16 protein-coding genes are annotated in these 19,157 nt (G+C 62.4%); 7 read left to right on the forward strand and 9 right to left on the reverse strand.

Annotation, left to right across the window (positions count from 1 at the left end; genetic code table 11):
* The first annotated feature begins 1 nt into the window (after position 1).
* Together J5N58_RS16035 and J5N58_RS16040 are read left to right on the forward strand one after the other, a co-directional pair.
* A complete protein-coding gene (locus tag J5N58_RS16035) occupies positions 2–1,015 on the forward strand; it encodes an alpha-ketoacid dehydrogenase subunit beta (RefSeq protein ID WP_113339979.1) in 1,014 nt (337 codons plus the stop codon).
* Between the two features lie 3 nt (positions 1,016–1,018).
* The gene (locus J5N58_RS16040) at positions 1,019–2,302 is read left to right on the forward strand and encodes a dihydrolipoamide acetyltransferase family protein (RefSeq protein WP_244711604.1); all 1,284 of its coding nucleotides are present in this window, start codon (positions 1,019–1,021) and stop codon (positions 2,300–2,302) included.
* 101 nt (positions 2,303–2,403) lie between these two features.
* Here J5N58_RS16040 and J5N58_RS16045 read toward each other — a convergent pair whose 3' ends face one another.
* The 5 genes from J5N58_RS16045 to J5N58_RS16065 all read right to left on the reverse strand — a co-directional run bounded on the left by J5N58_RS16045 (position 2,404) and on the right by J5N58_RS16065 (position 7,315).
* Positions 2,404–3,186: an ABC transporter permease gene (locus J5N58_RS16045; RefSeq protein ID WP_113438697.1), complete on the reverse strand. Its 783-nt coding sequence runs from the start codon at positions 3,184–3,186 to the stop codon at positions 2,404–2,406.
* A 1-nt stretch (position 3,187) separates the two neighbouring features.
* Positions 3,188–4,048 carry an ABC transporter permease gene (locus J5N58_RS16050; RefSeq protein WP_244711606.1) on the reverse strand — a complete coding sequence of 287 codons (861 nt, stop codon included), beginning with the start codon at positions 4,046–4,048 and terminating at the stop codon, positions 3,188–3,190.
* Complete coding sequence (locus J5N58_RS16055) at positions 4,045–5,103, reverse strand: ABC transporter ATP-binding protein (RefSeq protein ID WP_244711608.1); 1,059 nt, start codon at positions 5,101–5,103, stop codon at positions 4,045–4,047. The genes J5N58_RS16050 and J5N58_RS16055 overlap by 4 nt, the downstream gene beginning before the upstream one ends.
* A 140-nt stretch (positions 5,104–5,243) precedes the next feature.
* Positions 5,244–6,281, reverse strand: a complete 1,038-nt coding sequence (locus J5N58_RS16060) for an ABC transporter substrate-binding protein (RefSeq protein ID WP_112829841.1) — start codon at positions 6,279–6,281, stop codon at positions 5,244–5,246.
* A gap of 65 nt (positions 6,282–6,346) precedes the next feature.
* Positions 6,347–7,315, reverse strand: coding sequence for an isopenicillin N synthase family dioxygenase (locus J5N58_RS16065; protein WP_244711611.1), 969 nt, complete (start codon positions 7,313–7,315; stop codon positions 6,347–6,349).
* Positions 7,316–7,445: 130 nt separating this feature from the next.
* Between J5N58_RS16065 and J5N58_RS16070 the strand changes: the two genes are divergently transcribed.
* From J5N58_RS16070 to J5N58_RS16080, 3 genes are read left to right on the forward strand one after another with little or no spacing between them, the layout of a single operon-like run.
* Positions 7,446–8,564 (forward strand): carbohydrate kinase, encoded by a 1,119-nt coding sequence (locus tag J5N58_RS16070; protein WP_113425608.1) that lies wholly within the window; start codon positions 7,446–7,448, stop codon positions 8,562–8,564.
* A 33-nt stretch (positions 8,565–8,597) separates the two neighbouring features.
* Positions 8,598–9,539 (forward strand): pseudouridine-5'-phosphate glycosidase, encoded by a 942-nt coding sequence (locus tag J5N58_RS16075; protein WP_244711613.1) that lies wholly within the window; start codon positions 8,598–8,600, stop codon positions 9,537–9,539.
* 24 nt (positions 9,540–9,563) lie between these two features.
* Positions 9,564–10,388, forward strand: a complete 825-nt coding sequence (locus tag J5N58_RS16080) for an enoyl-CoA hydratase/isomerase family protein (RefSeq protein WP_113446890.1) — start codon at positions 9,564–9,566, stop codon at positions 10,386–10,388.
* A gap of 86 nt (positions 10,389–10,474) precedes the next feature.
* Here J5N58_RS16080 and J5N58_RS16085 read toward each other — a convergent pair whose 3' ends face one another.
* Genes J5N58_RS16085 through J5N58_RS16095 form a run of 3 tightly spaced genes read right to left on the reverse strand, consistent with a single transcriptional unit; the run spans position 10,475 to position 16,456 of the window.
* The gene (locus J5N58_RS16085) at positions 10,475–11,452 is read right to left on the reverse strand and encodes a nucleoside hydrolase (protein ID WP_244711661.1); all 978 of its coding nucleotides are present in this window, start codon (positions 11,450–11,452) and stop codon (positions 10,475–10,477) included.
* Between the two features lie 43 nt (positions 11,453–11,495).
* Positions 11,496–14,984 carry an indolepyruvate ferredoxin oxidoreductase family protein gene (locus J5N58_RS16090; RefSeq protein WP_244711615.1) on the reverse strand — a complete coding sequence of 1,163 codons (3,489 nt, stop codon included), beginning with the start codon at positions 14,982–14,984 and terminating at the stop codon, positions 11,496–11,498.
* Positions 14,981–16,456, reverse strand: coding sequence for an FAD-binding oxidoreductase (locus J5N58_RS16095; protein ID WP_244711617.1), 1,476 nt, complete (start codon positions 16,454–16,456; stop codon positions 14,981–14,983). The genes J5N58_RS16090 and J5N58_RS16095 overlap by 4 nt, the downstream gene beginning before the upstream one ends.
* 133 nt (positions 16,457–16,589) lie before the next feature.
* Here J5N58_RS16095 and J5N58_RS16100 point away from each other — a divergent pair, with 133 nt between their 5' ends.
* Complete coding sequence (locus J5N58_RS16100) at positions 16,590–17,351, forward strand: FadR/GntR family transcriptional regulator (RefSeq protein ID WP_112829848.1); 762 nt, start codon at positions 16,590–16,592, stop codon at positions 17,349–17,351.
* Positions 17,352–17,392: 41 nt separating this feature from the next.
* Entirely contained in the window at positions 17,393–18,388 is a 996-nt protein-coding gene (locus J5N58_RS16105) for an MDR family oxidoreductase (protein ID WP_244711619.1), read from the forward strand.
* 159 nt (positions 18,389–18,547) lie between these two features.
* On the opposite strand, the gene J5N58_RS16110 is transcribed toward J5N58_RS16105, so the two are convergent.
* Positions 18,548–19,096 carry a cupin domain-containing protein gene (locus tag J5N58_RS16110; protein WP_099061186.1) on the reverse strand — a complete coding sequence of 183 codons (549 nt, stop codon included), beginning with the start codon at positions 19,094–19,096 and terminating at the stop codon, positions 18,548–18,550.
* Between the last annotated feature and the right edge of the window lie 61 nt (positions 19,097–19,157).

Below are 19,157 nucleotides of genomic sequence, written 5' to 3' on the forward strand. Positions count from 1 at the left end.
CATGACCAGAATGACCATGATCGAAGCGGTGCGCAGCGCCATGGATATCTCCATGGCGCGTGACGACAACGTCGTCGTCTTCGGCGAGGATGTGGGCTATTTCGGCGGCGTCTTCCGCGCCACGCAGGGGCTTCAGGCGAAATACGGCAAGACGCGCTGCTTCGACACGCCGATCAGTGAATCCGGCATCGTCGGCACGGCCATCGGCATGGCGGCCTATGGGTTGAAGCCGTGCGTCGAAATCCAGTTCGCCGATTACATGTTTCCCGCCTACGACCAGATCACCCAGGAGGCGGCGCGTATCCGCTATCGTTCCAACGGCGATTTCACCTGTCCGATCGTGCTGAGAATGCCGACGGGCGGCGGAATCTTCGGCGGCCAGACGCACAGCCAGAGCCCTGAGGCGCTGTTCACCCATGTCTGCGGCCTGAAGGTCATCGTTCCGTCGAACCCCTTCGACGCCAAGGGACTGCTGATCTCCTCGATAGAGGACCCCGACCCGGTGATGTTCCTGGAACCCAAGCGGCTCTACAACGGCCCGTTCGACGGCCATCACGACCGTCCGGTGGTTCCATGGTCCACCCATCCTCTCGGCGACGTCCCCGAGGGGCACTACACCGTCCCGATCGGCAAGGCCAAGGTCCGGCGGCCGGGCAATGATGTGACCGTGATCGCCTATGGCACCATGGTTCATGTGGCGCTCGCCGCCGTCGAGGAGACGGGCGTCGATGCCGAGGTGATCGATCTTAGAAGCCTGCTGCCGCTCGATCTCGATACGATCGTGCAATCCGTCTCGAAGACCGGCCGCTGCATCATGGTGCATGAGGCGACGCTGACCTCGGGCTTCGGCGCGGAGGTGGTATCGCTCGTGCAGGAGCATTGTTTCTACCATCTGGAAGTGCCCGTGATCCGCATCTGCGGATGGGACACTCCTTATCCGCACGCCCAGGAATGGGACTATTTCCCCGGCCCGCAGCGCATCGGCAGGGCGCTCGCAGAAATCATGAAGGCGTGACCCATGAGCGAATATGTTCTCAATATGCCCGATGTCGGCGAAGGTGTCGCAGAAGCCGAACTGGTGGAATGGCACGTGAAGCCCGGCGATCCAGTCCGTGAGGACATGGTGCTGGCTGCGGTGATGACTGACAAGGCGACGGTTGAAATTCCCTCGCCCGTCGCCGGTATCGTGACATGGCTCGCCGCGGAAGTGGGAGACTCGGTGGCGGTCAGGGCGCCGCTGGTCAGGATTGAGATCGCTTCCGGTTCGGTTGCGCCCGCACCGGTGGAGGAACCGCAGCCGGTTGCGAAAGCCGAAATGCCAGCGCTCCCGGTTCAGGTCGCACCCGCTCAGGACATCGTTCAGCCGGAGCCTTCAAAAAAGCCTCGAAAGATCGAACCCCTGCCGATGCCAGCCGACGAGGCGGAAGCAAAGCCGCTGGCGGCTCCGGCCGTGCGGCATCGGGCACAGGCCTCCGGTGTCGACCTGAACAAGGTAAAAGGGACCGGGCCGGAGGGGCGCATCACACATGAGGATCTCGACGCCTTCCTGGCAAGCGGACCGCGCATGCCGGGCACGGCGACGGGCTTCGGCCGGAACACGGCGGTCGAGGAGATCAGGATCACCGGCTTGCGGCGGAAGATCGCCGAGAAGGTGGCCCTTTCCGCCGCGCGCATCCCCCACATCACCTATGTCGAGGAAGTCGATGTAACCGATCTGGAGGGGCTTCGGGCCGCGATGAATGGCGGGCGCAGGCCGGATCAGCCCAAACTGACGATCCTGCCGTTTCTGATGCGGGCGCTGGTTCGGGCGGTGGAAGATCAGCCGGCGATGAATGCCACGTTTGACGACGAGACGGGCGTCATCACCCGGTATGGCGCGGTGCATGTCGGCATTGCAACGCAGACGCCGGCCGGACTTTCCGTGCCGGTGGTGCGTCACGCCGAAGCTCTGGGATTATGGGGGTGCGCGGCTGAACTCGGCCGCGTTGCGGAGGCCGCGCGAACCGGTCGCGCCGCGCGCGAGGAACTGACAGGCTCCACGATCACCATCAGTTCGCTTGGCTCGCTGGGCGGCATCGTCTCGACGCCGATCATCAATCACCCGGAGGTGGCGATCATCGGCGTCAACAAGATTGTCACGCGCCCGATGTGGGATGGCAGGGGACAGTTTATCCCCCGCAGGATGATGAACCTGTCCTCCAGCTTCGATCACCGGGTGGTCGACGGCTGGGACGCGGCAACCTTCGTCCAGCGGCTCAAGACCCTGCTCGAAACACCGGCGCTGATCTTCGTCGAGGACTGAAGGGTTCTTTCTGTTGCAGAAATCGCGTCGATGTCCGAGAGAGCACCGAAGATTTTTCGCGGGATTTCAGACCGGCGAATTTAACCGCCGGCGTTTTGCTCTCAGAAGCGGTGGATCTTGAGGCCGAGGAATTTCTCCGTCACCACCACGACGATTAAGGTCAGAACCACCGAGATCGTGGAGACCGCGGCTGCTTCCGGCGTGAAGTTGGTGCGCAGGTAGTCGTAAAGCTGGATCGGCAGCGTCGCCGTCCCGACGCTCTTCAGCATGAACGAGATAGTGAAGATGTCGAAGGAGATGATGAAGGCGAAGAGGCAGCCGCCGATGACGCCCGGCTTGATGAGCGGCAGCATAATGCGGCGGAAGCGGGTGAATGCGCCTGCGCCTAGGCTGCGGGCTGCCATGCTCCAAGCCGTATCGTAGCTTTCAAGCGATGTGGAAACGTTGATGAACACGAAGGGAAGGGTAATCAGCACATGCCCGACGATCATGGCGAACATGGTCTGGGTTCCGATGCCGATCGTATAGACGAAGAACAGCAGTGCGATGGCGGTCAGCACTTCGGGAAGAAGCAACGGCGCCATCATGGTGATCCGCACCGCTTCCTTCAGCCGACCGGCGAACTGCACGAAGTAGATCGCCGCCATGGTGCCGATGACGCCGGAGATCACCGTCGATACGGCGGCGACCCACAGCGAGGTCTTGATTGCCCGGAGGAAGACCTCGTTATGGAAGAAGACGTTGTACCATTTCAGCGACAGGCCCTGCGGCGGAAAGGTGAGAAAGGCGCCGGCGTTAAACGAAGCGCCGACGACCACGAGGATCGGCGCCAGCAGAAAGACATAGATGAACAGGCAATAGACGGTGAAAAAGCGCTTGGACATCTCAGTTCGCCTTCCATTTCATGCGGGTCGCCAGCGAGAAGGCAACGACGATCAGGCCGCCGGTGACGGCGAGGCCAAGGGCCAGCGCGGAGCCGAACGGCCACTGGAAGGTATCGACGAGCGCATCGACGACCGAGACAGCCATGGTCTTCACCTTGGAACCGCCGATCAGGGATGGCGTCACATAGGCCGACAGCGAGAGAACGAAGGTCAGGATGCAACCGGCCTGGATGCCGGGCGTGGCGAGCGGCAGGATGATGCGCCGGAAGATGGTCGCCTTCGAAGCGCCGAGTGAGCGGGCTGCGGATTCCAGCGATGGATCGATGCCCTGGATGGCGTTCATGATCGGCAGGATCATGAAGGGCAGGAAAACGTGGGAAAGCGCGATCACGATACCGAGCGTGTTGTACATCAGGCCGACAGGACGGTCGACGATGCCGAGGTTCATCAGCGTGCGGTTGATGACGCCGTTATTGCCGAGCAGGATCGTCCAGCCGTAACTGCGGATGACAATGCCAACGAGAAGTGGAGAAAGCACGATGCCATAAGCAAGGCCGCGAAAACGCGAATTGCCGCGGGCAAGCTGCCAGGCAACCGGGAAGCCGAGCACGAGGCAGGCGACCGTACAGATGAAGCCGATCATCAGGGTGTTCAGTGTCTGGCCGATGTAGAAGCTGTCGGACAGGAAGCGAATGTAGTTCGCCAGCGTATAGCCTTCGCCATAGGGCGCGCCTTGTCCCGGCGTGCGAAAACTCATCACGACGATGGTAAGATAAGGCAATAGGATGAAGACGAAGAGCAGGATTGCGGCGGGCGCGATCAAGAGAAGCGGGGCGTGACGTTTGAAACTTGCCTCCGTCATGCGCCGGCCTCCAGCACCCAGTAGCGATCGGCGGGGACGGTCAGCTTCACCTGCTCGCCATCGGCAAAACGGTGGCGCGGGAAGGTCTGGACGTCGATTTCGGTGCCGCCGTCGAGCTTCAGGCGGTAATCCATGAGGCTGCCGGAATAATAGCTGGACAGGACGGTCGCCGCGGTCCCTTCGCCGGAGGTGGCGATCTCGATGCCCTCAGGGCGGACGGCAAGGGTGATCGTCTCTCCCTGCCTCAAGGTCCGCTCGCAGGCGATTTCGGCCGGGCCGAGCGCGCTCTTCACACCGTAGCGGCCATCGCCAGCAACCGTCTCGACCGTTGCTGGCAGGAGGTTGACCTGGCCGACGAATTTCGCCACCTCGGTGCTGGCGGGACGCTCATAGATATCCGAAGGGCTGCCGCACTGGGCGATCCGTCCGCCGAACATGACGACAACGCGGTCGGACATGGTCATCGCCTCGGCCTGATCGTGGGTGACGTAGACGGTGGTGATGCCGACGCGGCGCTGGATGTCACGGATGAAGACGCGCATTTCCTCGCGCAGCTTGGCGTCGAGATTGGCGAGCGGTTCGTCGAGCAGCAGGATCTTCGGTTCGATGACCAGCGCGCGAGCAAGCGCCACGCGCTGTTGCTGGCCACCGGAAAGCTGGCGGGGATAGCGGTCGGCATGGTTGGACAGTTGCACCATGTCGAGCACCTTGGCGATGCGGTCGCGCATCTCGGCCTTCGGCACCTTGCGCATCTCCAGCCCGAAGGCGAGATTGCCGGCAACAGTCATGTGGGGAAACAGCGCGTAATTCTGGAACACCATCCCAATATCGCGTTTTTCGGCGGGCACGTGCACGACATCCTTGCCGTCGAAGCGGATCGCGCCGCTCGAGACATCCTCGAAACCGGCAATCATCTTCAGCGTCGTGGTCTTGCCGCAACCGGAAGGTCCAAGCAGCGAGACGAATTCGCCCTCGGCGATGCGGATGGAGATCCCGTCCACGGCACGTGAGCTGCCGTAGTCCTTGGTCAGCCGTTCGATGCTAACCTCTGTCATGGTGTCCAACTTTCCCTATGGCCCGCAGAAAAGCGCGGGCATGCCTCGATGTCGAAAGTCCAGGCCGGAGGAGGGAATGCCGGCCTGGCATGCAATGAGGACGGGGATGCGCGCACGTATCACCCGCCCTTCCGGCAAGGTTACTTGACGGTCTTTGCCCAGGTCTCGGCGAATTCCGCCTGCTTGCTGTTCATGAATTCCCAGTCCCAGGTCAGGATATTGTCCATCTGGGTGCCGGAAATCGGCACGTCGGCCTTGAGATCGTCGGGAACGACTACTTTCGAATTGGTCGGCGAGACAAAGAATTCCTTCATCAGCAGCGTCTGTGCCTCGGGCGACAGCATGAAGTTCGCGTATTCGTAGGCGAGTTCCTTTTCCGGCGCGTTGACGAGGATGTTCAGCGTCTGGTCGAACATCAGCATGCCTTCCTCCGGCACGACGATATCGATCGGCAGACCCTGCTTGCGCAGGCGGGCGACTTCGCCGAAGTCGAAGGGTGCAACGACGAATTCGCCGGCGGCGATGCCGGTGGAGAGGTTGAAGTCCGCCTGGATCACGGGCCCGAGGTTTTCGAGCGCCTTGAAGCCGGCATCGACATCGTACTGATCCTTGCCGAAGATCTTGGAGAAGAGCATCAGCTCCATCTTGCCGGCGGTGTTCGCGAAATTGTAGAGGCCGATGCGGCCCTTGAATTCCGGATTGTTCCACAGGTCCTTCCAGCCTTTCGGCGGCGTGGATACGAGGTCCGTGCGGTAGGCAAGCCCGATCGGCGAAACCATGGCAACCGCGCCCCAGCCATCGGTCTTCTTCGCCAGCGGATAGAGGTCTGCGTAGTTCGGCAGCTTGGTGAGGTCGAGCTTTTCGAAGAAGCCTTCCTTGCGCAGGCTGTTGGCGAAGGCCTCGTTGGTCATGAGGAACGAATAGGGCGGTTTGTCGACGCCCGCGGCGCGCAGGTTGGCGCTCCAGACGCGGCCGTTGCCAGCGTCAAGCGTTACCGCGGCTCCGCTCTTGGCGGTGAAGGCCGGCGCAAGTGTTGTGCGCCAGAACTGCTCCCAGGCGCCCCCGAGGGTCGGTACCACCAGGGTCTTCTGCTGCGCGCGCGCCGGCAGACCGAACATGGCGGCTGCGGAAAATCCGGCCATCGCCGAAAGCGTCTGGCGTCTCGTCAAATTCGTCATTTCAGTTCCCCTTGTTGTTCAGGTCGTTCAGTGCATGCGTATTTGCGGGTCTTGCATTCCCCCAGTCAGGACTTCGAAAAGGCCTGGCTGGTCTTCAGCGCGATGTATTCGCCATAGGTGATCGGCTGGTATTTCGCCGTCTTGCCACCCCGGGTGAAGGGTTCGAGGCACTCGATCACCGTTTCGGCGTTCGGATTCAGAAAGAAGGGAATGGACTGGCGCCGGGCGTTGCCCTTGCGATCGCCCGGCGGATTTGCCACCCGGTGCGGCGTCGAGACCCATTCGTCATTCGTCCAGCGCATGAAGGCGTCGCCGATGTTGACGACGTAGGCGCCATCGATATTGGGTGCATCCAGCCATTCTCCGTCGCGGCGCTGGACCTGCAACCCGCCGGGGGAGGCTTCCGAGCGCAGGATGGTCATGAAGCCGTAATCCGTATGCATGCCGGCACGCATCTGGCCGGGCAGGGGTGTTTCCTCCTGTTCCGGATAGTTGATGACCCGGAGCGCGGAGAGGTGATCGACGAAGGAAGGCTCGAAGTATTCGGACGGCAGGCCGATTGCCGCGCAGAACGCCCGGCGAAGATGAAGGGCCAGCCGTTCCATCTCGCCGAAATAGTCGATGAAGGCCTGCTGAAGACCGGGCGGCTGGTCGGGCCACGCGCCGCCCTTGAGGCGGGGACCGAAGTTCAGGCTTTCCTTGTAGTCGCCGGGGGTCTTGATGCCGAGCGTCGCGGCAAGCGCCTCGTCCGCGATAGGCGAAAAGGCAACGCCGCCTTCGATGTCGGCGGCCCGGCCCTGTGCGACTTTCCATTCCTGCGGATAATCGAAGAACTTACGGGCAAGATCGTAGAGCCGCCTGGTCACATCAGGCGAGACACCGTGGCCGGTGACAAGGAAGAAACCTGTGTCACGCGCAGCTTTTTCAAGCTGGCGAACCACGTCCGAAGCGCCATCCCCTCCTGCGATGAATGGGGCGACATCTATGACCGGAATGGCCTGTCCGGAGATCTGTGGTGTTGTCTCACGCTGCATGACGACGATTTCTCTCTGGTATGGAGCGATCTTGCTTGTCGTTCCTTTTATAAACAGATGTTGACAAAAACATCTGTTGTTGTCCATATCCTGACAGCAGCAATTTTTCGAAAAACGCGGTCGGGTACGGATGGAAGAACTCGGAGAGCAGGAACGCGCGGTTCTGGAGTTGGTGAAGGCCAATCCGTTTGCCGGGCAGCAGGAGATCGCCACCATGATGGGGCTGGCGCGCTCCACCGTGGCGGCTCACATCGTCCAGCTCATTCAGAAGGGCTACATCCTCGGTCGCGGCTATGTGCTGCCGGCGACCCGGCGCGTGGCCTGTCTCGGCGGCGCCGTCTTCGATCGCAAGTACCGCGCCCTCGATCCGCTTGTGGAGGATACCTCCAACCCCGTCCAGGGATCGCGTACCAGCGGCGGCGTGGCCCGCAACGTGACGGAAAATCTTGCCCTGCTCGGCACGGAAACGAGCTTCATCTCGATCATCGGCAATGACGAACCAGGCCGGGAGATCCTCAATCATCTGCGCGAGCGGGGCGTCGATGTCAGTCAGGTGCAGATCAGCGACAAGGGCCGCACCGCCGAATACGTGGCGCTGCTGGAATCGACCGGCGCCCTGCGCTTCGGCCTTGCCGACATGGCGATCTTCGAGGAATTCCAACCGGCCGTGCTCGACCGCGTCTGGTCGCATATCGGTTCCGCCACCTGGATTTTTGCCGACTGCAACCTTCCGGCTGAAACCCTCGAGGCGCTCATTATGCGCAAGCGCGGCTCGCGTGCGAAACTTGCGATTGATGCCGTTTCGACGCCGAAGGTCGCCCGCCTGCCGAAGGATCTTTCCGGCGTCGATATCATCTTCATGAATATTGCCGAGGCAAACGCCTTCCTTGGCTGGCAGATGCCGGCATCCGGCGCGTCTCTGGACGAGGCGTGCGAGGCCGCGCGGGCTCTTCAGGCTGCGGGCGCCACTGAAGCCGTGGTCACGCTGGGGTCCACCGGTGTTGCCGTTGCCGCGCAGGACGGGATTGCCAGTTTCGCAGCCGTTCAGGCCTTGCCGGTCGATATGACCGGTGCGGGCGACGCGATGATCGCGGCGACGCTCCACCGGATCATTTCCGGCGACGATATCGTCCGCGCGGCTCGCATCGGCAGTCTCATGGGCACTTTGACCACCGAATGCACTACCAGCGTTCACCCCGCTCTTTCGGCGCATTTCATCGAGGCGAACCTCCATCGCCTCCAAGATTGACGCGCCCGCATACTGAAAGGAACCTCGGAAATAATGCCCCTTCTGAAACCCGAAATGAGCGCCGAAGTTGCCGCAGCCCTGGCTGAAGGTCGTCCTGTCGTCGCGCTCGAATCGACCATCATCACCCATGGTATGCCGTATCCGGCCAATCTGGAGACCGCGATTGCGGTGGAAGACACCATCCGGGCGAACGGCGCGGTACCTGCGACCATCGCCGTGATCGGCGGCAAGCTGCATGCTGGCCTCGATCGCGACACGCTTGCCGCGCTTGCCGCTGACAAGAGCGCGGTCAAGGCTTCCGGCCGCGACCTTGCCGCGGTCATGACGCGTGGCGGCACGGCCGGCACGACGGTTTCGGCCACCATGCGCATTGCCGAGCTTGCCGGCATTCCGGTTTTTGCGACCGGCGGCGTTGGCGGCGTGCATCGCGGCGCCGAGGAGAGCTTCGATATCTCTGCCGACTTGACCGAACTCGGCAGGACCGGCACGGCCGTCGTCTGCGCTGGCGTAAAGTCGATCCTCGATATCCCGAAGACGCTGGAATTCCTCGAGACGCAGCGGGTTCCGGTCATCGCCTATGGCACGGATGCCTTCCCCGCCTTCTTCACTCGCGATAGCGGAGAAAAGGCCGATCATCGCTTCGACAGCGCCGAGGAGATCGCCAGGGCCATCGTCAGCCATCACGCGCTCGGTTCGGGAACGGGTCTGCTCATCGCCAATCCCATTCCGGAAGAGGCGGCACTCGACCCAGCCTTCATCAATGCGACGATTGCCGATGCTCTGACCGAAGCCGAGGAGCGCGGCGTGACCCGCAAGGACGTGACGCCCTTCCTGCTCGCCCGGATCAACGAACTGTCCGAGGGCCGCAGCCTCAAGGCAAATATCGCGCTGGTGATGAACAATGCCGCGTTTGCCGCGAAGATCGCCGTCGCGATCAGAGCGTTGGCCCCAAGTGTGTTGGCCAGCGGTCGCTAGAGATTTCACGAAAGGAACGCCCCCATGAGCGACATGCCTGTTTTCGAGACCATTCTTTTCGAGAAGGACGCGACCGACAAGTTCGCAACCATTACCCTCAACCGGCCCGACAAACTGAACGCGATGAACAAGACGGCGATCCGCGAGATCGACGCTGCCGTGGCTGCGGCCGTCGCGGATCCGGATATCAATGCGCTGGTCATCACCGGCGCCGGCCGGGCGTTTTCCGCCGGCTATGATCTGCAGGGCGCCGACTACGACGTCGATATCGAGGACTGGCATGCCGATATGGGTGAGAACACCCAGGCGCTGCTTAACATCTGGAAGGCGCCGATCCCGGTCATCGCTTCCGTCAACGGTTACGCGCTTGCCGGCGCTCTCGAACTGATGATGGCTTGCGACCTTGCGATTGCGGCCGACACCGCCAAGTTCGGCGAACCGGAAGTGCGGCACAATTCCGGTCCGCCGTCGCTGTTCATGCCCTGGCTGCTTGCCACCCGCGATGTCCGCTGGCTGATGTATACCGGCGATCTCGTGGATGCCGAGGAAGCATTGCGCATGCATCTCGTCAACAAGGTCGTGCCCGCCGCCGAACTCAAGCAAAAGACCGAAAACCTCGCCCGGAAACTGGCGCGCATGCCGGTTCCGGCGATCAAATACGCCAAGGCTTCGATCAACAACCAGCAGATCGCCGCCGGCCTGATGACCTCGATGGACTACAACGTGCATGCGATCGCTGCACTTCACGTCAGCCGCAAGGGTCAGGAGTGGATGGCCAATCTCGGCAGGATGTCCCTGAAGGAATATCTCGAGGTGCGTGACGCGCCGTTCAAGGGGCTTGACGACTAAGCTTCCCCCGGCCTTCTCATCCCCCGAAGGCCGGTCTTTGGGGCGGTGTCCGGTAGCTTTCGGCACCGCTCCCTCTTTCCTTCGGTTCATGCGCCGACCCGCTGGCGCGGTGCATTGGATGTCGCAGACGCCAGCACCGCAAGACGCTCCGTGAGAAGCGAGAAGAATGCCGCGTCATCCACGTCGCGAATGAAGAGCGCGTTGGCCGGGCGGCCGCTGACTTTCCACCAGTCGACCACGGTCATGCCCTTGGTCAATTCGGATTCGGTTTCGATCTCGACATTGCAGTGGCGTCCACCGTATATGTCCGGCCGGATCAGGTAGGCGATCACATTCGGATCGTGCAGCGGGCCGCCGTCGGTTCCGTATTTCTCCTCGTCGAAACGCTCGAAATAGTCGAGCCAGCCGGCAGCCACCGTGCCGAATTCGCCTTCCAGCGCGCGGATCTGTTCTACCCGTTCGCGCGTCGTGCGCACCTTGTGCGTGACGTCGAGCGGCATCATGACGATCGGGACGCCGGAGGCGAAGACAATGGCCGCCGCCTGCGGATCGACGAAGATGTTGAATTCCGCGGCAGGGGTAATGTTACCGCCTTCGAACAGCCCGCCGCCCATCAGCACGATCCGATGGATGCGTGAGGCGATTTTCGGGGCTTTGGTCAGCGCTGTCCCGATATTGGTGAGCGGGCCGAGCGGGCAAAGCGTCACGGACCCTTCGGGCTCCTTCATCAGCGTATCGATGATGAAGTCGACGGCGTGGCGATCCTGCAGCGGCATAATGGGTTCAGGCAGATCGGCGCCGTCAAGTCCGCTTGCGCCGTGCACGTGTTCGGCAGTGACAAGCGGTGCGGCCATCGGTCTTGCGCAGCCGGCGAAAACGGGGACGTCGGCGCGGCCGGCAAGTTCCAGCACTTGGCGCGCATTGCGGTGAGTGAGGTTGAGCGGAACATTGCCGGCGACGGTTGTGATGCCCAGCACCTCCACCTCGGGACTGGCAAGCGCCAGTAGAATGGCAAAGGCGTCGTCCTGACCCGGATCGGTGTCGATGATGATTTTCTCAGCCATGAGCTTGTCCTTCGGTACCAGTTTCATCCTCGACGCCTCCTCTTCATGCGCTCTGGGAAAGCGGCGCTTCGCTCTGCCAGCGTCCGAGCAACTCGCTCTTGTGCGCTTCGTATCGGCGGGCGGCTTCAAGCTTCACCGGTCCGAACCCGCGCACCATGTCCGGCAGGCCGGCAATTTCGATGGCGGAATTCAGCTTCGCCCGGGATAGATTTGCGGAGAGTTCCTCGACGAGCGCCACATAGTCCTCGATCATGCGCCGTTCCATGCGACGCTCCTCGGTACGCCCGAAGGGGTCGAGACGGGTGCCGCGCAGGCCCTTCAGCTTTGCCAGGATGCCGAAGACCGGGCTGATCCACGCGCCGAACGCAAGCTTTGCCGGTCGGCCGGTGCGCGCGTCGATGCGCCGCGAAAGGAACGGCGGCGCCAGATGATGGCGAATGCGGAAATCGCCCTCGAACTGTTCGGAAATCGCCTTGGCGAAGGACGGATCGCGGTGAAGCCGGGCCACTTCGTATTCGTCCTTGTAGGCCATGAGCTTGAAGGCGTTGCGGGCGACGGTTTCGGCGAATTCGCCTTTGCCGCCGATGGCCGCTTCCGCGACGCGTGCCCGTTCCACCAGTGTGCGGTAACGCTTGGCATAAGCCGCATCCTGATAGTTGGTCAGGAATACGGTGCGCTTGTCGATCAGCATGCCGAGGCTTTCTACCTCGGGTGCTTCCTGTGAGAGGCCTGCGGCCTTGGCGACCGCATCGGGTTCCACGGCGAGGCGGCGGCCCCAGGCGAAGGCGGCGCGATTCATCGTGACGCCAGTGCCGTTGAGTTCGATGGCGCGCTGGATGGCGTCGAGGCTGATCGGGATCAAGCCGCGCTGCCAGGCGTTGCCGAGCAGCAGCATGTTGGCGGCGATGGCATCGCCGAGGAGCGCGGTTCCGGCGGTCGTCGCCGGCACCAGCGTAAGCGCATCCTCCCCGGCTGCCTTCTTCAGCGCACGCAGTGTGGCTTCCTGACGAAGGTCGATTGCGGTGTTCTGCACGAAGGCCGCGGTCGGGGCAAAGTGGTCGTCGATGACGGCGCGGGTACGGCCCTTGACGAAGGTCGGCAGCGCGGTGCGTCCGGCCGATACCACGACGTCGAAGCCCAGCACAACATCGCTTTCGCCGGGGCCGATGCGCACGGTGTTCAGCGCCTCGGGATTGGCGGAAATGCGAAGGTGAGAGACGACAGCGCCGTTCTTCTGGGCAAGCCCGGTCTGGTCGAGGGTCAGAACGGCAAGTCCGTCGATGTGGGCAGCCATCGACAATATGGCGCTGACCGTGATGACGCCGGTACCGCCGATGCCGGCAAGCAGCATATTGTAGGGTTGGCTGAGATCGGCCTCGATCACGGGCAGCGGCAGATTGGAAGCGTCGATGCTCGTCGCACGTCCCGCGGGCTTGCGGATCCTGCCGCCCTCGACCGTGACAAAACTCGGACAGAAGCCCTTGATGCAGGAAAGGTCGGTGTTGCAGCTTGACTGGTTGATTCGCCGCTTGCGACCGAATTCCGTCTCTTTCGGCTCGATGGAAATGCAATTGGAGACAGCGGAACAGTCTCCGCAACCTTCGCAAACGAGTTCGTTGATGAAGGCGCGCTTGTCGGACACCGGGAATGCGCCGCGCTTGCGTCGGCGGCGTTTTTCGGCGGCGCAAACCTGATCGTAGATCAGTGCGGTCACGCCCTCGGTCTCGCGCAGGTCTCGCTGCACGGCATCGAGTTCGTCGCGCGGATGAATGGAGACCTCACGCGGCAGGCGGCCTATCCAGGCATCCGGATTTTCCGCCACGACCACGACGCGTCGCGCACCCTCGGCCAGCAACTGGCTGACAACGGCGGGAACGCTCAGTTCGCCGTCATGGCGCTGGCCGCCGGTCATGGCGACCGCGTCGTTGAACAGGATCTTGTAGGTGGCATTGACCTTGGCGGCGATGGCCGCCCGGATGGCGAGAAGGCCGGAATGAAAATAGGTGCCGTCACCCATGTTGACGAAGATATGCTTCTCGTCGGTGAAAGGCGAAAGGCCGATCCAGGCACCGCCTTCGCCACCCATCTGGGTGAAGGTCGATGTGTTGCGATCCTCGACGCCGATAATCATCATGTGACAGCCGATACCCGTCGTGGCGCGGCTGCCATCAGGGATGCGCGTCGAGATGGAGTGCGGACAGCCGGAGCAGAAATAGGGCTCGCGCTTGAGTGCGGGAGTATCGTCCGTAACCGCGCCGGCAATTTCCTCGAGCCGTCGAGCGGCAGGACCGAGCGGACCGTCATTGCCGCCGAGACGCTGGACAAGCGCGCGGGCAACCGCGACCATCGAAATTTCGCCGATCGAGGGCAGCAACCGTTCGCCGGCATCTCCGGTCTTGCCGAAGATGCGCGGCCGCCGGTCGGCCGGCAGGTTGAAGAGCAGGGCCTTTAATTGCTCCTCGATCACTGGGCGTTTCTCCTCGACAACGAAAATCTCGTCGAAGTCGAGGGCGAAGCGGGAGATGCCTTCCGGTTCCAGCGGCCATGTCAGGCCGACCTTGTAGAGGCCGATGCCGAGTCGTTCGAGATCGTCTTCGCTTAGCCCCAATGCCGCGACCGCGCCGAGGAGATCGAGCCAGGACTTGCCGGTCGAGACGATGCCGAGCCGGCCGCGTGACGGTGCGCCGGACCGGCGGTCGAGACGATTGGCCCGCGCGAAGGCCTTCACGGCCTCGATCTTGCGTTCCAGCCGCAGTTCCATCGCATGCGGTCCGTCGGGCCAGCGTAGCGACAGTTCGCCCGGTGCCGGTCCGTCCGTGGGAAGGATGATCGAGGGACGGCCGGAGCCGATTTCCACCGTCGCAGTGCATTCGACGATTTCCGTCTGGCATTTATAGCCGATCCATGCCCCGGAATAGCGGCTCATGGCCCAGCCGTAGAGGCCGTAATCGATGTATTCTGCAATGCCCGCCGGCGAAAGCAGCGGCACCATGGCGGAGATCAGGTTGTGTTCGCTCTGATGGGGCAGGGTGGAGGAGGCGGCGCCATGATCGTCGCCGACGAGAAGCAGAACGCCGCCATGCTGGCTGGTGCCGGCGGCATTGGCATGCCGGATGACGTCCATGCTGCGATCGACGCCGGGGCCTTTACCGTACCACATGGAAAAGACGCCGTCGTAGCGGGTTCCCTTGAACATGCCGGTCTGCTGCGTGCCCCAGACGGCGGTTGCCGCCATGTCCTCGTTCAGGCCCGGCTGGAATTTGACATGCGCCTTTTCGAGGTATTTACGGGCCTTGACCATTTCCCGGTCGAAGCCGGCAAGGGGAGAGCCGCGATAGCCTGAAACGTAGCCCGCCGTGTTGAGGCCGGCGGCGAGGTCGCGTTCGCGCTGGATCATCGGCAGGCGGACGAGGGCTTGCGTGCCGGAGACGAGGATGCGACCCTCCTCCAGCCGGTAGCGGTCGTCGAGGTCGATGCTCTCGTTGATCTGGTGGCTGGCGGCAATGCGCGACAGAGCGACGGGAAGGTTCATCTTGTGGCCTTTCCAGCGGCTTCGGTCTCCATGTCGAAGACGCGACCCGGATTGAGGATGAGATTGGGGTCGAATGCGCGTTTCATGCGGCGCATGGCGGCAATCTCGGAGGCGCTGCGCACCAGCGGCAGCCATTTCTTCTTGTCGAGCCCGATGCCGTGTTCGGCGGAAATGGCTCCGCCCGTCTCGGCAACGACTGCGAAGACGGCATCGGCGATGTCCTCGTCACGATCCGTCCTGACCATATAATGCAGGTTTCCGTCACCAAGATGGCCGAAGACGTAAGGACGGGCGGAACTGTCTATCGCAAGCAGTCGGACCGCCGCATCGGCCAGGAAATCCTGCATGCGGGCCAAGGGAATGCTGACGTCGAAGCCGACCATGCGGTCCATGCTGAAGATGAAGGCGCTGCAGGCCTCGCGAAGCGCCCAGATGCCGCGGTAATCCCTCGGTGATTGCGACACGACCACATCGTCCACGAGGCCTGCCTCGACCGCGCTCATCAGCGTTGTAGCGAAACGTTCGTGGTTCTCGCTTTCGTCCTGCCCCTGAATTTCGACGAGGGCATATAGACCGGCGCCCACGGGAAGCGGCGGCGTGGCGAAACCGCCGGCAGCTACACCCGCATAGACCTCCGGGAAAATCACCTCGAAGGCGGACAGCAGCGGCCCGAGTTCCTGACGAAGCCGCGCAAGCAGCGCCTGAGCCGCGGCAAGCGAGGGCAGCACGCACAGGGCATTGACCTGCAAAGGTGGCAGCGGATGCAGACGCAGACAGGCTTTCGTGACGACGCCAAGCGTGCCCTCGGAGCCGATGAAGCTCTGGTTGAGGTCGTAGCCGGAATTGTCCTTGGGCAGGCCCTTCAGCGAGGAGAGCACGGAGCCATCCGGCAGGACCGTTTCCAGTCCGAGGACCTGGGCGCGGTACATACCATATCGGAGGACGCGAATGCCACCGGCATTGGTGGCGATGTTGCCGCCCACGGTGCAGGAACCGCGGGCGCCGATGTCGACGCCAAACAGAAAACCGGCTTCCTCTGCCGCCTCCTGAACCGATTGCATGGTGACGCCAGCTTCCGCGACGATTGTTCCGGCTCGCTGGTCCACGCTCTCAAGATGCGTCATGCGCTCCAGCGAAAGCGACACCTCGCCCTCGCGCGGGCGGGCGCCGCCGGAAAGGCCGGTCCTACCGCCCTGGATCACCAGGGGCTGGCCGAGATCATTGCAGGTGGAAAGAATGAGTGAAACGTCTGCGGTGTGGCGCGGCCTCAAAACCAGAGCCGGGCGAGGGCCGCGCTCGTCGGTGGCGTCGCTGCGATAACCGTCGCCGACATCGGCGCCAATCAGCAACGCGCCTTGATCGAGGTGCGTCGAAATCCTCCCGATCAACGCCGAGAGTTTCGCCTCCGTGGCGTCGCTGGTTGCCGGGCGCGCGTCGCCAACGGCCGGGTCTGAGCCCGTCCCGCTATTCATTTTTTCTTGTTCCCCTGAATGGTTAGGGGCATCGTTATACAGGTTCCTATATTTGTCAAACCTATATTTAAAAGCTATGGTGTTCGCATGGCAATCATGGCATGCTCGCAAAAATCACGGGGAGAGACGGGTAATGATCCTGAGATATGACGAGGTCGTGCGAACGGGCATCGCCAAACAGGTGGCCGACAATATCCGGTCGGCAATCATGGATGGACGACTGAAGATCGACGAGCGGTTGCCGAGCGAGGAAGAGCTTGCGCGCAGCTTTGGAATTTCCCGCCCGACGGTGCGCGAGGCGCTGAAGCGACTTGCCGCCCAGAACCTCATTCATTCCAAGCGCGGTCCGACCGGCGGCAATTTCGTCAAGCGGCCGGACCCGGAAGGGCTTTCCAAGGCGATCACGGGTGCTGCGACGCTGCTGGTGGGCGTTGGCGCCTTCGATATCGACGAGATCGTCGTGGCGCGCCGGGAAACCGAGACGATCTGCTGCCGGCTTTCGGTCGAGAACCGCAGCGACGAGCATCTCGCGCTGATGGAAGACGAGATCCGGGTGCAGGAAGACGAAACGATCAGCGACGAGGATTTCTGTGCGTCCGACGTGCGTTTCCATCGTGCGCTTGTGGATTCAACCGGCAACGGACCGTTGAAGCTGATGATGTATACCGTCATCGAATCCTTCATCCCGGTCACCAACATGATCGTTTTCCGGGTGCGCGAGCGTCGTCAGGTTGCGGCCTTCCATCGGGAAATTCTCGATGCGGTTCGTCAGCGGCAGGCCGACCGGGCCATCGTTGCGCTTGGTGATCTCCTCGACTATGTCAGCCAGTCCTATGCGACGGCCGTTTCCGCGCGCGAGAGCCGTGCGGCTTCCTCTGGCCACGCCCCTGCATGAATTCAACCACCATTGTCCAAGGCCAGGAGCATCTCCCTACCATGAGCGAAACCTTTACCGCGATCGTTATCGATGCCGTGGATGGAAAGCCGAAGCCGGAATTCCGCCAGCTTTCCATCTCCGACCTGCCGGACAATGACGTGCTGGTCGAGATCGCGTTTTCGACGCTGAACTACAAGGACGGTCTTGCCGTGTCGGGCAAGGGACGGATTGCGCGGCGCACGCCGCTCGTGGCCGGCATCGATCTCGCCGGCACGGTCGTCGAGTCCCGTTCACCGCTGTGGAAGACCGGCGACAAGGTCGTCGTCAACGGTTTCGGTCTTTCGGAAACGGAATGGGGCGGTTATTCGCGCTTCCAGCGGCTGAAGCCCGAATGGCTGATGCGTTTGCCGGAGACGTTTTCGTTCGAACAGGCGATGGCCATCGGAACCGCCGGTTACACCGCGGCACTCTGTGTCAACGCACTCGAGGACTGGGGCAGCATCAAGCCGGGTGAGGGCGAAGTGCTCGTAACAGGCGCGGCAGGTGGCGTCGGTTCGGTTGCGATCAGCCTTCTGGCGGCGCGGGGTTACAAGGTGACCGCTTCGACCGGACGTCCCGAAACTCATGACTACCTCGCCTCGCTCGGTGCTTCCGCCTTCATTGATCGCGCGAGCCTTGCCGAGAAGGGTGGTCCTTTGCAGAAGGAGCGCTGGAGCGGCGCGGTGGATAGCGTCGGCTCGACCACGCTCGCCAATGTTCTTGCCCAGACGGTCTATGGCGGCGGAGTTGCAGCTTGCGGTCTTGCCGGTGGTGCGGATCTTCCGGCAACCGTTCTACCGCATATCCTGCGCGGCGTTGCCCTGCTGGGCGTCGATTCCGTCATGGCTCCCATGGCGAAGCGCATGCGCGCCTGGCAGACCCTTTCGGAATCGCTCGACATCAAGCATCTCTCGGCCTTGACGAAAGTCGAGCCGATGTCGAACCTTCCCGAACTCGCCGATGCCATTATCGCCGGCCAGATTCGGGGCCGCGTGGTCATCGACGTCAGACGCTGAGACAGGCGCTTCCTGACCGGTCAAGCATTGGTCTCGGGGTAAAACAAAGGGGAGGCCGGATGGCCATTGCCGGAACCGGGAAGAACAACGTGTTCGAGCCCTTCTTTACCGCCGGGGTCAGATCGTTCGCAACCTGCCGTAAACCTGACGCGCGTTTCTTCAAAACGTCGGCGGCGTGCAGGCGCTGATGACCTCGCAGGGAACCGGCCCCACACAGCGGAACCGGTGCGGTCGACGGCTTTCGAAGTAATAAGCGTCGCCCGCCCCCAGAATGCGTCTCTCGTCGTCCACCGTCACCTCCAGCCGTCCGGAAAGAACGATGCCGCCTTCCTCGCCTTCATGCACCAGCGGAACCTTGCCCGTATCGGCACCCGGCTGATAGCATTCCTTGAGGATCTGCAGGCTCCTGCCGAAAAGGCTCTCGCCGATTTGCCGGTAGGAAATCGCTCCTTTGCCGATCTCCACCAGTTCCTCCGCGGCATAGAACGCCTTGCGCGGCTTTTCCGGTTCGAAAGCGAAGAACTCTGCAAGTCCGATGGGAATACCGTCCAGAATCCGCTTCAACGCACCGACGGAAGGGTTCGAGGCATTCGATTCGATCAGCGAAATCGTCGAGTTGGTTACTCCCGCCCGCTTGGCGAGTTCACGCTGCGAAAGATTGTGGGCCATGCGCAGATGGCGAAGCCTGTTTCCGATATCGACCGTCATAAGGCACCCGGGTGTTGAAGGTGTTCGAAATATCGAAACCTATGCCAATCGGCGCTTGAAT

Source organism: Paenirhizobium cremeum, assembly GCF_022884085.1.
In the GTDB taxonomy this organism is placed as follows: domain Bacteria; phylum Pseudomonadota; class Alphaproteobacteria; order Rhizobiales; family Rhizobiaceae; genus Allorhizobium; species Allorhizobium cremeum.

Bases quoted from the DNA above. Each gene is read 5' to 3' on its own strand.
- J5N58_RS16035 (WP_113339979.1), top strand. From the start codon at position 2: ATGACCAGAATGACCATGATCGAAGCGGTGCGCAGCGCCATGGATATC.
- J5N58_RS16040 (WP_244711604.1), top strand. From the start codon at position 1,019: ATGAGCGAATATGTTCTCAATATGCCCGATGTCGGCGAAGGTGTCGCA.
- J5N58_RS16045 (WP_113438697.1), bottom strand. From the start codon at position 3,186: ATGTCCAAGCGCTTTTTCACCGTCTATTGCCTGTTCATCTATGTCTTT.
- J5N58_RS16050 (WP_244711606.1), bottom strand. From the start codon at position 4,048: ATGACGGAGGCAAGTTTCAAACGTCACGCCCCGCTTCTCTTGATCGCG.
- J5N58_RS16055 (WP_244711608.1), bottom strand. From the start codon at position 5,103: ATGACAGAGGTTAGCATCGAACGGCTGACCAAGGACTACGGCAGCTCA.
- J5N58_RS16060 (WP_112829841.1), bottom strand. From the start codon at position 6,281: ATGACGAATTTGACGAGACGCCAGACGCTTTCGGCGATGGCCGGATTT.
- J5N58_RS16065 (WP_244711611.1), bottom strand. From the start codon at position 7,315: ATGCAGCGTGAGACAACACCACAGATCTCCGGACAGGCCATTCCGGTC.
- J5N58_RS16070 (WP_113425608.1), top strand. From the start codon at position 7,446: ATGGAAGAACTCGGAGAGCAGGAACGCGCGGTTCTGGAGTTGGTGAAG.
- J5N58_RS16075 (WP_244711613.1), top strand. From the start codon at position 8,598: ATGCCCCTTCTGAAACCCGAAATGAGCGCCGAAGTTGCCGCAGCCCTG.
- J5N58_RS16080 (WP_113446890.1), top strand. From the start codon at position 9,564: ATGAGCGACATGCCTGTTTTCGAGACCATTCTTTTCGAGAAGGACGCG.
- J5N58_RS16085 (WP_244711661.1), bottom strand. From the start codon at position 11,452: ATGGCTGAGAAAATCATCATCGACACCGATCCGGGTCAGGACGACGCC.
- J5N58_RS16090 (WP_244711615.1), bottom strand. From the start codon at position 14,984: ATGAACCTTCCCGTCGCTCTGTCGCGCATTGCCGCCAGCCACCAGATC.
- J5N58_RS16095 (WP_244711617.1), bottom strand. From the start codon at position 16,456: ATGAATAGCGGGACGGGCTCAGACCCGGCCGTTGGCGACGCGCGCCCG.
- J5N58_RS16100 (WP_112829848.1), top strand. From the start codon at position 16,590: ATGATCCTGAGATATGACGAGGTCGTGCGAACGGGCATCGCCAAACAG.
- J5N58_RS16105 (WP_244711619.1), top strand. From the start codon at position 17,393: ATGAGCGAAACCTTTACCGCGATCGTTATCGATGCCGTGGATGGAAAG.
- J5N58_RS16110 (WP_099061186.1), bottom strand. From the start codon at position 19,096: ATGACGGTCGATATCGGAAACAGGCTTCGCCATCTGCGCATGGCCCAC.